This window comes from Acidipila sp. EB88 (genome assembly GCF_003858395.1).
Taxonomy (GTDB): Bacteria; Acidobacteriota; Terriglobia; order Terriglobales; family Acidobacteriaceae; genus EB88.
Window position 1 is genome coordinate 2096222 of record NZ_QWEV01000005.1, and the last position, 11343, is coordinate 2107564.

The following is an 11343-nucleotide window of genomic DNA, read 5'->3' on the forward strand; positions in this document are numbered from 1 at the left end:
GCGCACGCCGGTCTGCATCCTGCTGGCTCTTCGGGCGTCAAACACTCGTCGCAACACAGGAGAGACACATGGCAAAGACGGTACTGATCACAGGCGCAAACAAGGGCATCGGTTTTGAAGTGGCGCGTCAGCTCGGACGCGCAGGGTTCACAGTTCTGCTCGGCGCACGCGACCAGTCGCGTGGCGAAGCCGCGGCAGCGAAGCTACGGGCCGAAGGCTCCGACGTTCGCCCCGTGCTTGTTGATCTCGAGCGTGCCCACGAGACCGGCACCGTCCTCGCCGGGCAGATCCAGCAGGAGTTCGGCCACCTCGATGTGCTCATCAACAACGCGGGCGCCTTCGATCTCACAGGCGGCGACAGCCCCGCAAGCACCGTCTCGATCGACGCGATGAAGCGCACCTTTGAAACCAACTTCTTCGGCACTGTCGCCTTCACCCAACCGTTCCTGCCGCTGCTGCGTGCCGCTCCCGGCGCGCGCATCCTCAACGTCTCCAGCGGCCTCGGCTCCATCGGGCTCAACAACGACTCCACGTCGCCCTTCTATCCCGTCAAGCCCCTCGGCTACAACGCGTCCAAGGCCGCGCTCAACATGTTCACGGTCAATCTCGCCTTTGATCTGCGCGACACCCCGATCCAGGTCAACTCCATCTGCCCCGGCTTCACCGCGACCGACCTCAATAACAACACCGGCACCCAGACCATTGAAGAAGGCGCCCTCGCCATCGTCCGTTACGCACAGGAACCCGACCACGGCCCCACCGGCGGCTTCTTCCACAAAGACGGCACCTACCCCTGGTAGTTCTTCGGCGATAGGGCGCGCTGCTTCCGGGGTGCCGCGCCGGCACTCTGCCAAAAACCAGGGCAGGGAAGGCCGCCTGCGGCCACACGCACTCCACGAATCTGCCAAGATAAGCAGGGAGGACGCGATGCGCATCCTGGTGGCTGATGACGAACCGCAGATCCTGCGCGTGCTGCGCTCTGCCCTCCAGGGCTACGGCTACGAGGTCACTACCGCCGCCGACGGCGCCGAAGCCCTCCGGCTCTTCTCCGAAAACCCGCCCGACCTCCTCATCACCGACCTCGCCATGCCCCGCATCGACGGTATCGAGCTCACCCGGGCGGTGCGCGCCCTCGCCACCACGCCCATCCTCGTCCTTTCCGTCCGCGATCAGGAGTCCGCCAAGATCGCCGCGCTCGACCACGGCGCCGACGACTACATCACCAAGCCCTTCTCCACCCCGAGCTGCTCGCCCGCATCCGCGTCCAGCTCCGCCGCCGCACCCCCGAAGCCGACGCCGAGCAGTCCGCCGCGCTCACCTCCGGCGACTTCCACGTCGACATTGCCGCGCACCGCGTGCTCGTCCGCGACGCCGAACTCCACCTCACCCCCAAGGAGTTCGACCTGCTCCTGCTGCTCGCGCGCAACGAAGACCGCGTCATGACCCACAAAAAGCTGCTCCGCGCCATCTGGGGACCCTCCGCTCTCCAGCAGCCCGAGTACCTCCGCGTCCTGGTCGCCCAGCTCCGCAAGAAGATCGACCTGCCCAGCTCCCCGAGCTACATCGAAAGCGAACCCTGGGTCGGCTACCGCTTCCGCGCCACCCTGCCACAGGCCTGAGACCCCCTGCGCGGGAAGCGGTCACTTCGTGACATGTCTTCGCTCAAAAAGATCACCCGCCACGAAGTGGCCGCCAGCCGCGCAGGCGGTTTTGCCCTAACCGCATTGCCCTGAACGCGGAAAAGGGAGCAAGGCCGACAGGCCCTGCTCCCTTTTTGCTTTCAGCAACCGCAAACAGACTTACTTCGCGCCCACCGTCTCCCGCGCTGCTGCCGCTTCCTTCAAGGCCACGGCCTTGTCGGTGCGCTCCCAGCCAAAATCGCCATCGGTGCGGCCAAAGTGGCCGTACGCGGCGGTCTGCCGGTAAATCGGCCGACGCAGGTCCAGCGACTCGATGATGCCCTTGGGCGTCAGCAGGAAGTTCTCCCGCACCAGCGCCTGCAGTTCAGAGTTCGGCAGCTTGCCCGTGCCAAAGGTATCCACCAGCACCGACACCGGCTCGACCACGCCGATCGCGTACGCCAGCTGCACCTCGCAACGATCGGCCAGCTCTGCCGCGACAATGTTCTTCGCGATATAGCGAGCCATGTACGCCGCCGAGCGATCCACCTTTGTCGGATCCTTGCCCGAGAACGCGCCGCCGCCGTGACGGCCCATGCCACCATAGGTGTCCACGATGATCTTGCGGCCCGTCAGGCCCGTATCGCCCATCGGTCCGCCGATCACAAAGCGTCCCGTCGGGTTGATGTGGTACTTCGTGTCCGCATCCAGCAACTCGGCCGGAATCACCACCTGGATCACATGCTTCAGGATGTCCGCCCGCAGCTGCTCCGTCGTGACTTCCTCGCCGTGCTGCGTCGAGATCACCACCGCGTCCACACGCACCGGCTTGTTGTTCTCGTCGTACTCCACGGTGACCTGGCTCTTGCCGTCCGGTCGCAGGTACGCCAGCAGTCCGCTTTTGCGAACCTCCGACAGGCGCCGCGCCAGCTTGTGCGACAGCGAGATCGGTGTCGGCATCAGTTCTGCCGTTTCATTGGTCGCAAAGCCGAACATCATGCCCTGGTCGCCGGCCCCACCGGTGTCTACACCCATGGCAATGTCGCCCGACTGCTTGTTGATCGACGAGATCACCGCGCAGGTGTTGGAGTCGAACCCGAAGCTCGAGTGGTTGTAGCCAATGTCGTTCACCACGCTGCGAACCAGCGTCTGAAAGTCCACATAGGCCTTGGTGGTGATTTCCCCGGCGATCACAACCAGTCCGGTTGCGGTGAGCGTTTCACAGGCGACGCGCGAATACGGATCCTGCTCCAGGCAGGCATCCAGAATGGCGTCCGAGATCTGATCAGCGATCTTGTCAGGATGGCCCTCGGTGACCGACTCCGAGGTAAAGAGAAACTTATCGCGTGCTGGCAATGGGTTACTTCCTCCAGATGGCAAGCGGACCGGTCCGTTCGGGCTCGGGCGGACTCTCCTTGGGAGAGGCGAGGGCCCGTGGAACACAGAAAGGGCTCGGCGGGCCAGCGGCATCGGTGCAGGAAGCCGGCCCAGAACGCTGCCAGCCACTGATCCTACAGGAGGGGGCTTCCAGCGGCAAAGCAGAAGCAGGGAGGCGCGACTTACTTACTTGAGCGGTATCTGTGGCCGTCTGAACGGCGCAGTCCCTCCGTGCGGGCTGCTGCCGGAAACCTCATGCGGCGGAGCTTTCACGCCTTGAGTTGCCGCTCGCTCTTCCGGCTTTGAGGGCGCTACCGCGCTTCCCGCGTGCCTCGACCCAGTCGCATTTCCCAAACCAGCAGAATTGCCAGCAGGCACTGCAGACCGCCAAAGCCCAGCACAAACCGCGCGTAGTTCAACACGAGGTCCGGCAGTGTGCCAAAGCCCGCCATGGTCTGGTTCGTGGTGACTGCGAAGCTCCACGGGAAACAAAGCAGGTCCAGCGTCGCAAAGCCTGTCTCAAACTGCTGGCTGGTCAGCAGCCCCACGATCCATACCGCATGCAGCACCACCATGCACCCGGCGCACGTGTACAGCAGCAGGGGATGCCTGGAAAAACGCGCTCGCCAGAGCAGCCCTGCGACAAGCGCACAGCAGACAACAAGAGCGAGCAGGGCTGCGGACTGGCGTGGTTCCATCGGAAAAAAGCCTCTGCCCTAGCCTACTTGGGTTCCATGCGCGGCGAAAGTGCGCGCACCGGCAACACCCATGCCCCTGGCCGACTGCATCCCGGCCGGCGCGATGCAACGCCCGGTGCTCCACCCGGCTGGCAGCGCATGCGCCGCAGCATGGCCCGCGGGCACCGGCAGATGCGCCGAGCGCACCTCCACAAAGTGCAGCACGTACCAGGCAAACACCATCAGCAGCACCAGGAAACCCGCGACTCCGGCCCACCGTAGCCGTTTGTCCGGCGCTGTCTCCGGGTCCGGGTGGCGCGTCTTGCCCACGTTCTCGGCAAACTCGATCCAGCTCTGGTCGTCATCCTTGATCTGGCCACTCTGGTGGTAAGCGTTCAGGTAGCGGTTTACCCACGCTTCCTCGTCCATGCCGCAGACCCGCGCATACCCGCGCACGATGCCCTTGTTCAGCACCCCACCCGGCAGCGCGGAGAAGTTTTCCTGCTCCAGCGCCAAAAGGTGCCGCCCGCTGATCTTGGTCACGCCGGAAATACTCTCGATCGCGACTCCCCGCGCCTCGCGCGCGCTTCGGAGTTCCTGCCCAAACTGTCCCATGCTCTCTCGAATCCTGGCTGGGGTTGGTGCCTTTGCACCTACCTTAGTGCGTGGCCAGACGATGCGTCAAAACAAACAAGCCTCGCAAATCGCCATTAAGTGACTTAGATACCTGATGCGTAAACACGAAACGCATTGCAGCCGTGGTACCGCCTTCTGATCCTCGTCGGATGCAGCCGGCCACGGAAACGACGCCCAAATCCTGGGTGGGGTAACCATTTGTTACACTCGACCTGCCGCTTTCGCTTCAGCGAGCGGCGGATCGGGTGTACCCGCAACCCATGAACAAGCTCATTCTCGGCAACCTGATCCATCGGCCCGTGCGGACTATCGTCACCATGCTTGCCGTCGCGATCGAGGTCGTCATGATCCTCTCCATCGTCGGCATCATGATCGGCATGGTTGCCAACTCGCAGAACGAGACCAGCGGCATCGGTGCGGATACCGTGGTGCGCCCCGCAAACTCAAGCTTCATCTCCGCCATCGGCGGCGCGCCGGTTCCGGCTGCCGTTGCCGGCGTGCTCGCCAGGCTGCCCCACGTCGCCGTCGCCGCGCCCGTCATCACCAACCTCAGCACCGTCGGCTCGGTTGAGACCATCTGGGGCATCGATTACGCGACCTATAACGGTCTCAAGCCGTTCGTCTATGTGTCCGGCGGCCCGTTTCAGGGTCCCAACGACGTCATCATCGACGACCTCGCTGCACGCTCCACGCCCGGCTACCGGGTAGGCGACACCATCCAGATCATGTCGCACCCGTTCCGCGTCTCCGGCATCGTCGAGCGCGGCCGCGGCTCCCGCAAGTTCATCCCCATTCAGACCCTGGGTGCCCTGCTCGGTACCCCGCGCAACGCGTCGCTGTTCTACCTCCGTGCCGACGACCCTTCGAACGAAGCGCTGATCGAGCAGGAAGTGCGCCATACGCCCGGGCTGACCGGTTACAAAACCCAGTCCATGGCCGACATGCTCGCGATGATCACGCCCTCGCATCTGCCTGCCTTTACCCCGGCACTTGACTCCGTCATCACCATCGCCGTGATCATCGGCTTCCTGGTGATCTTTCAGTCCATGTACACCGCTGTGATCGAGCGCACCCGCGAGATCGGCATCCTCAAGTCCCTCGGCGCCTCACGCGGTTACATCCTGGCCTCGGTGTTGCGCGAAGCCGCCATGGTGACCGTGGTCGGCATCGTTCTCGGCATCGTCATTACCCTCGGGATCAAGGCGTTCCTGAACTACCATTTCCCCACGCTGTCGTTCAACGTTCCCTTCGCCTGGTGGCTGCGTTCCCTGGGCATCGCCTTCATCGGCGCTACCCTGGGCGCAACCTATCCCGCCCTCAAAGCCGCCGGCAAAGACCCTATCGACGCACTCGCCTACGAATAACGTGCACGGCTGCCCGCCCCATCGTTGCAGGCGGGCAACCACGTGTAACCTACATCGCGACCACTCCCTTGGTCGCCTGGCCCTGCGCGGAGTTTGAGAGATCCGCCCACTCCTCCCACTGCGCCAGCCTTGCCCGGTACGCCTCGCGCGCACGCGGCAGCCCCGTGCTCCCCACAAAGAAGCGCAGCGGCGGTGCCTCCGCATCCACCACGGCCAGCACCGCCGCCGGCGTGGCCTGCGGGTCGCCCTGGTCCATCTTGGCGATGAACGAAGCCATCTGGGCCCGCAGCCCGGCATACGGCTCCAGTCCAGGCGCAATCTTCACCGAGGCAGCGGAGCCGAACTCCGTTGCATACGCCCCCGGCTCCAGCAGCGTGACTTGGATGCCGAACGGCTTCACTTCCTGCGCCAGCGCCTCGTGCATCGACTCAAACGCCCACTTCGACGCGCTGTACAGGCCCAGCATCGGAATACCGACCACCCCCAGCACACTGGAAACACCGACGACGTGGCCGCTCCCCTGCGCGCGCAGGTACGGCAGCGCCGCCTGGATCACGCGCAGCGTCCCGAGAAAGTTCGTCTCGAACAGCGCGCGCACCGCGTCCTCGCCTACCTCCTCCACCGTGCCCACCAGCGAGTAGCCGGCATTGTTCAGCACCACGTCCATGCGTCCGAAATGGCTGTGCGCCGCCGCTACCGCCTGTTTCACCTGTGCCGTGTCCGTGACGTCGAGCGCGAGCGGCAACACGCGGTCGCCGAACCGCTCGCTCAGCGCGGCCACGTCGGCCAGGTTGCGGGCAGTGGCAGCTACCCGGTCGCCGCGCTCCAGAGCAGCCTCTGCCCACACGCGGCCAAAGCCACGCGAAGCTCCAGTGATAAACCAGACTTTCTCCGACATCTGTCTCTCCTCCGGGGTATCGCTTTCATGGCAAATGTGAACAGTGTTAACATGTAGCACGTGGCTGTTCCCGCTGCCTCACGCTAAGCCCCTGTTTCGAAGAGTACTGCTCTAACTTGACGGCGTCAAGATGCATCCTCTAAATATGTCACCCCGAGCAACCTACCATCACGGTGATCTGCGCGCGGCCTTGATCGACGCGGCTGACCAGCTCATTGCCGAGGGCGGCATCGAGACCTTCAGCCTGCGCGCCGCCGCGCAGCGTGCCGGTGTTTCTCCCGCCGCTCCTGCGCACCACTTCGGCAGCGTCAAGGGCCTGCTCACTCAGGTGGCCTTGCTGGCCTACGCGCGCGCCGGTGACTACCTCGATTCCGTCCACGACACGCCCGACCCTGCCCACAACGTCCGCGCGCTTTCGCTCGCCTTTGTGCGATTCGCCGTCGAAAACCCCGGCCACTTCCGCCTCATGTTTCGCGGCGACCTGGTCGATCGCGACGACCCCCGTTACCGCGAGTTCAGCCATCGCCCCGGGCTGCGCCTGGGCCGCGCCGTCGCCACCTATCACGGGCACCGCCACATCGACATGAACCGCTTTGAGGATGCGGCCGAAATGCTGGGCGGTATCGCCGCGATGCATGGCCTCGCCTACCTCGTGCTCGAGGGCAAAGCCCTGCGCTTCTTCAAGGGTGCACAGGCAGAAAGCTTTCTCACCGACGAGCTCCCGCGCGTCCTTGAGCAGATTTACCCGGCCCTGCCCCCGCCAGCTCTGCCCGTTCTCTAGCCGCCGTCCCGCGTTTCTGACCCGGGCCGCAGGCCGCACTCCGTCGCTACTGCCGGGCGCGCGGCACGGCAACCGCTTGGAGCGCATCCACTGCCCGCACCGCCTGGATGTAGGAGCACAGCATCACCACCAGGTTGCGCTGCACCGTGGCGTGGTCCCGTACCGGCATGCGCGTCTCCAGCAGGGTCCGGCTCATGCCCGAAAGCGCCGCCTGGATCGCGAACACCGCCTCTTTGGTCGGCACGCTCAAGCGCTCCGGCGCGCTTTCCAGCGCTTCGGCCAGCGCCGCCCCGGAGCGCAGCCGGAGCTCCTCGGCGATGCGGAGTCCGTCCACGTCCGAGCTCACCGCGTAAAGCGCCAGGCTCGACGCAGCATCCCGCATCTTGGCCCGGAAAAACGCAAGCGCCACACCTTCCACGATCGCGCTCAGCCGCTCGCCCCGGTGTTCCAGGCATGCCGCTTCGATCGCCTCCGTCACCGTTACCAGCTTGCGCCGCAGCGTCGCCTGCAACAGAGATCGCCGATTAGGGAAATACTGGTACAGCGTGCCCACGCTCACCCCTGCACGGTGCGCAATCCGGGTGGTGGTCAGCCGGTCCTTGCCCTCGGCGATCAGAACCTGAACGGTTGCGTCCAGAATTGCCTCCACTGTCGCTGTGGAGCGTGCCTGTATTGGCTGTTTGCGCGGCTTTTCTATGGGTCCAAGGGTCACTGGCAAATGCGAACTCCAAACCTGAAGCTTCCTTCATCTAAACACGCAGAGCTGCAAAGGTCATTCGTCCCGACCTCACACACAGCTCGTACACATACAGGAGCGCTTCGAACCCCATGGCAGACACCACCACGTACCAACTCGGCGGCACCTTCACCTTCCCCGGCACCAGCCTCACCGTCCACCGCATGGGCTACGGCGCCATGCAGCTCGCCGGCCCCCACGTCTTCGGCCCTCCGAAGGACCGCGCCGCAGCCATCCAGGTCCTCCGTGCCGCCGTTGAAGCCGGCGTCAACCACATCGACACCAGCGACTTCTACGGCCCGCACGTGACCAACCAGGTCATCCGCGAAGCCCTGCACCCCTACCCATCCGACCTCGTGATCGTCTCCAAGCTGGGCGCGCGCCGCGACGAGCAGGGTGCCTGGCTGCCCGCGCAGTCCCGGGCCGAGCTCATCTCCGCTACCGAGGACAACCTCCGCAACCTCGGCATCGACGCAATCGACATCGTCAACATGCGCTTCATGGGCGATATGTTCAAACCCACCGACAGCGACATCACCGAGCAGATGGACACCCTCGCCGAGCTGCAGCGGCAGGGCAAGATCCGCCACATCGGCCTTTCCCATGCCACCCCCGGCCACCTCGAGCAGGCCCTCCGCGTCGCACCTGTCGTCTGCGTGCAGAACCTCTACAACCTCGCCAACCGCTCCGACGAAGCTTTCCTCGACACCCTCACGGCGCAGCACATCGCCTACGTGCCGTACTTCCCGCTCGGCGGCTTCACCCCACTGCAGTCCGAGCACCTCGACCAGGTAGCCGCCTCGCTCGACGCAACGCCCATGCAGGTCGCCCTTGCCTGGCTGCTGCAGCGCTCCCCCACCATGCTGCTGATCCCCGGTACGAGCTCCATCACCCACCTGCACGAGAACCTCGCCGCCGCCTCGCTCGTGCTGCCGCCCGAGGCCCTCGTCACGCTCGACCACATCGGCGCAGAAGCCCCCGCCGCTGCTGCCCCGCAGCACTAACCCGCGAAGCACCGAGCACCGTAGCAAGCACCCTCACAAAACGCACGCGCTCCGCCCCTCCAGGCAGCGAGCGCGTGCGTTCCCGTGGGCGGACTCGAAGAGAAACAACCCCCTCAACCCCGCGCGAAGCCAACTCCCACCCCCCCATCAACACCGCCAGGCCGATCAGCTCTGGGGACGCCGAGCTGCCCGCTCCGCTCACAGGCTAAGTCGCATAGATCTGCGTCTCCAAACCGCGGGAACTGGGGTATAAACCTCGCTGAGGAACAACCCATGCGCAAGCTCACCGCATGTTTCGCGCTCACGGTCCTGTGTGCTCTCGGTGTGGTCCGCGCGGCGTCCGCGCAGCAACCCAGGGCAGACACGGTGCTGCTCCACGGCAAAATCTTTACCGGCGCGGCGTCGCAGCCTTACGTGGAAGCGCTCGCTATCCGCGGCGATCGCATCGTGGCCTCGGGCGACGCCCACGCCATCGCGGCATGGGTCGGCCCGCACACCACCACCATTGACCTCCATGGCCGCACCGTGATCCCCGGCATCAACGACGCCCACCATCATTTCCAGCTCGGGCCGCCTGAAGTGGACGTGGACCTCGGCACCGTGGAGCCCACCTGGGCGCAGGTCCAGGCAGGCATCACCGCCGCCGTCGCCAAGAACCCGCACGGCTCCCTCATCGCCGCAACCATCGGCTTCAAGACCTTCGCCGATCCCTCCATAGACCGCGCCGCGCTGGACAAGCTCGCGCCCAACACCCCCGTCGAGCTCGAGACCTTCACGGGCCACGCCATGATCCTCAACAGCGCCGCCCTGCGCTTCTACCGCGTCGCCGAGAACGTCGCCAACCCCTTCGGCGGCCGCTTCGAGCGCGACAGCAAGGGCCGCCTCAACGGCACCGTGCGCGAGTACGCCCTGCTCAATATCGAACGCGCCGCCGCCGACCGCGTCCCCCAGACGCCGCCATCGCACAGCTCCGTCAGCAGCTCGACGACGAGGCGAAGTACGGCGTCACCTCCATCCAGGAGCTGTCCGACGCGATGGCACCGGCACGCGCCGTGGCCCTGCTCGGCCGCCTGCCCGCCACCCTGCGCATCCGCATCGTGCGCATGCCCGGCACCACTCCCGCCGGGCGCGACACTGCCGAAGGCAATGGCGTCCCCCTGCACCCCGCGCCGCTGCTTACTGTCTCCGGCTCCAAGTGGCTTGCCGATGGCGTTGGCGTCGAAGGAACGCTCACGCCCCGAGGCGCCTGGAAGGTCCCGGCGCACCCGCCGCTCGACGCCCTCATGACCGACCTGCCACTCGAGTTTCCAGCCTCCGAGTACCCGAAACTCCTCCGGGAAACCCTCCAGCGCAACGAGCAGCTCCTGCTCCACATCTCCGGCAACCGCTCCGCCGCCACCATGCTCGACGCTATCGACCACACCGGCGGCCCCACTGTCTGGGCCAGCCGCCGTCTGTGCTTCGAGCACGGCGACGGTATCTACCCCGACCAGTTCGCTCGCATCCGGGCCGACGGCATCATCGTCGTGCAGAACCCCGTCCACCTCGCGCCCATCTTCCAGCCGGGCGTTGTCCCGTTTGACAAGGCCCAGTCCCTGAAGTCCCTGCTGGCCGCCGGCATCCCGCTTGCCTTCGGCTCCGACGCGCCACCCAACCCCTACCTCGACATCCTGTTTGCCACCCACCCCGGCAACCGCCCCTCCGAGGCCATCACCCGCGAGCAGGCGGTGATCGCCTACACCCGCACCTCCGCCTACGCCGAGTTCCAGGAGAAACAAAAAGGCACCCTCGCGCCCGGCATGCTTGCCGACCTCGCCGTGCTTTCGCAGGACATTTTCACCGTGCCCGCACCCGCACTGCCACGCACTGTGTCCTTGCTGACCATGGTGGGTGGCAAAGTGGTCTACCGCGACGCCGCCTTCCACTAGCCGCGCTGTTCCAAGGGCTTCAGCACTGCGCGGCCCTCGTCCACGCGCAGGGCAGGGCAGTGCGCCTGTGGTGGGGTACGCGCTCCTCGTCCAGCTTGCTCTGCCGCCCATCTCGAACAGGGTCCTGTGCTGCCTTGCGCCGGCACCGTATGCCTTCAGCCTGTGCGTGTCCCTCCAGGCTGCTCCGGAACGGGCGCGTTGTTCGCGCCTCTGTCGCTCCCACGCCCAGTGCGGCCTCGCGCCCGCCAAGCGCAGTGCTCCAGCCCCAGAGACAGCTTCACGCCGCGCAACCCAACAGCGGCAGCCTCCCATAACAGCGTGAC

At 65.6% G+C, this 11343-nt stretch carries 12 protein-coding genes and 1 pseudogene; 8 read left to right on the forward strand and 5 right to left on the reverse strand.

Annotation, left to right across the window (positions count from 1 at the left end; translation table 11 throughout):
• Window positions 1–68 precede the first annotated feature (68 nt).
• The 3 genes from D1Y84_RS09310 (at window position 69) to D1Y84_RS18910 (ending at window position 1619) form a co-directional block, all read left to right on the forward strand.
• Window positions 69–800, forward strand: a complete 732-nt coding sequence (locus D1Y84_RS09310) for an SDR family oxidoreductase (protein ID WP_124848264.1) — start codon at window positions 69–71, stop codon at window positions 798–800.
• A gap of 127 nt (window positions 801–927) precedes the next feature.
• The gene (locus D1Y84_RS09315) at window positions 928–1443 is read left to right on the forward strand and encodes a response regulator transcription factor (RefSeq protein WP_370245743.1); all 516 of its coding nucleotides are present in this window, start codon (window positions 928–930) and stop codon (window positions 1441–1443) included.
• Window positions 1356–1619 (forward strand): winged helix-turn-helix domain-containing protein, encoded by a 264-nt coding sequence (locus tag D1Y84_RS18910; protein ID WP_370245744.1) that lies wholly within the window; start codon window positions 1356–1358, stop codon window positions 1617–1619. The genes D1Y84_RS09315 and D1Y84_RS18910 overlap by 88 nt, the downstream gene beginning before the upstream one ends.
• A 180-nt stretch (window positions 1620–1799) precedes the next feature.
• Here the strand turns inward: D1Y84_RS18910 and metK are convergent, their stop codons facing one another.
• The 3 genes from metK to D1Y84_RS09330 form a co-directional block, all read right to left on the reverse strand.
• On the reverse strand, window positions 1800–2975 hold the full coding sequence (gene metK / locus D1Y84_RS09320) for a methionine adenosyltransferase (protein ID WP_233581307.1): 1176 nt from the start codon (window positions 2973–2975) through the stop codon (window positions 1800–1802).
• A gap of 332 nt (window positions 2976–3307) precedes the next feature.
• A complete protein-coding gene (locus D1Y84_RS09325; RefSeq protein ID WP_124848265.1) occupies window positions 3308–3694 on the reverse strand; it encodes a hypothetical protein in 387 nt (128 codons plus the stop codon).
• 18 nt (window positions 3695–3712) lie between these two features.
• Entirely contained in the window at window positions 3713–4288 is a 576-nt protein-coding gene (locus D1Y84_RS09330) for a RodZ family helix-turn-helix domain-containing protein (RefSeq protein ID WP_124848266.1), read from the reverse strand.
• 281 nt (window positions 4289–4569) lie between these two features.
• Here D1Y84_RS09330 and D1Y84_RS09335 point away from each other — a divergent pair, with 281 nt between their 5' ends.
• Window positions 4570–5673, forward strand: a complete 1104-nt coding sequence (locus D1Y84_RS09335; protein ID WP_124848267.1) for an ABC transporter permease — start codon at window positions 4570–4572, stop codon at window positions 5671–5673.
• Window positions 5674–5722: 49 nt separating this feature from the next.
• Here D1Y84_RS09335 and D1Y84_RS09340 read toward each other — a convergent pair whose 3' ends face one another.
• A complete protein-coding gene (locus tag D1Y84_RS09340; RefSeq protein ID WP_124848268.1) occupies window positions 5723–6571 on the reverse strand; it encodes an SDR family NAD(P)-dependent oxidoreductase in 849 nt (282 codons plus the stop codon).
• A 145-nt stretch (window positions 6572–6716) separates the two neighbouring features.
• Here D1Y84_RS09340 and D1Y84_RS09345 point away from each other — a divergent pair, with 145 nt between their 5' ends.
• On the forward strand, window positions 6717–7352 hold the full coding sequence (locus D1Y84_RS09345) for a TetR/AcrR family transcriptional regulator (protein WP_158615405.1): 636 nt from the start codon (window positions 6717–6719) through the stop codon (window positions 7350–7352).
• Between the two features lie 46 nt (window positions 7353–7398).
• Here the strand turns inward: D1Y84_RS09345 and D1Y84_RS09350 are convergent, their stop codons facing one another.
• A complete protein-coding gene (locus D1Y84_RS09350) occupies window positions 7399–8064 on the reverse strand; it encodes a TetR/AcrR family transcriptional regulator (protein ID WP_233581565.1) in 666 nt (221 codons plus the stop codon).
• A 116-nt stretch (window positions 8065–8180) separates the two neighbouring features.
• Here D1Y84_RS09350 and D1Y84_RS09355 point away from each other — a divergent pair, with 116 nt between their 5' ends.
• The 3 genes and pseudogenes from D1Y84_RS09355 (at window position 8181) to D1Y84_RS18920 (ending at window position 11020) form a co-directional block, all read left to right on the forward strand.
• Window positions 8181–9092 carry an oxidoreductase gene (locus tag D1Y84_RS09355; protein WP_124848271.1) on the forward strand — a complete coding sequence of 304 codons (912 nt, stop codon included), beginning with the start codon at window positions 8181–8183 and terminating at the stop codon, window positions 9090–9092.
• 273 nt (window positions 9093–9365) lie between these two features.
• A pseudogene (locus D1Y84_RS18915) lies at window positions 9366–9998 on the forward strand (amidohydrolase family protein); the annotation flags it as partial.
• Between the two features lie 53 nt (window positions 9999–10051).
• The gene (locus D1Y84_RS18920; RefSeq protein ID WP_124848273.1) at window positions 10052–11020 is read left to right on the forward strand and encodes an amidohydrolase family protein; all 969 of its coding nucleotides are present in this window, start codon (window positions 10052–10054) and stop codon (window positions 11018–11020) included.
• The last annotated feature ends 323 nt before the right edge of the window (window positions 11021–11343 follow it).

Bases quoted from the DNA above. Each gene is read 5' to 3' on its own strand.
- D1Y84_RS09310 (WP_124848264.1), top strand. From the start codon at position 69: ATGGCAAAGACGGTACTGATCACAGGCGCAAACAAGGGCATCGGTTTT.
- D1Y84_RS09315 (WP_370245743.1), top strand. From the start codon at position 928: ATGCGCATCCTGGTGGCTGATGACGAACCGCAGATCCTGCGCGTGCTG.
- D1Y84_RS09325 (WP_124848265.1), bottom strand. From the start codon at position 3,694: ATGGAACCACGCCAGTCCGCAGCCCTGCTCGCTCTTGTTGTCTGCTGT.
- D1Y84_RS09330 (WP_124848266.1), bottom strand. From the start codon at position 4,288: ATGGGACAGTTTGGGCAGGAACTCCGAAGCGCGCGCGAGGCGCGGGGA.
- D1Y84_RS09335 (WP_124848267.1), top strand. From the start codon at position 4,570: ATGAACAAGCTCATTCTCGGCAACCTGATCCATCGGCCCGTGCGGACT.
- D1Y84_RS09340 (WP_124848268.1), bottom strand. From the start codon at position 6,571: ATGTCGGAGAAAGTCTGGTTTATCACTGGAGCTTCGCGTGGCTTTGGC.
- D1Y84_RS09345 (WP_158615405.1), top strand. From the start codon at position 6,717: ATGTCACCCCGAGCAACCTACCATCACGGTGATCTGCGCGCGGCCTTG.
- D1Y84_RS09355 (WP_124848271.1), top strand. From the start codon at position 8,181: ATGGCAGACACCACCACGTACCAACTCGGCGGCACCTTCACCTTCCCC.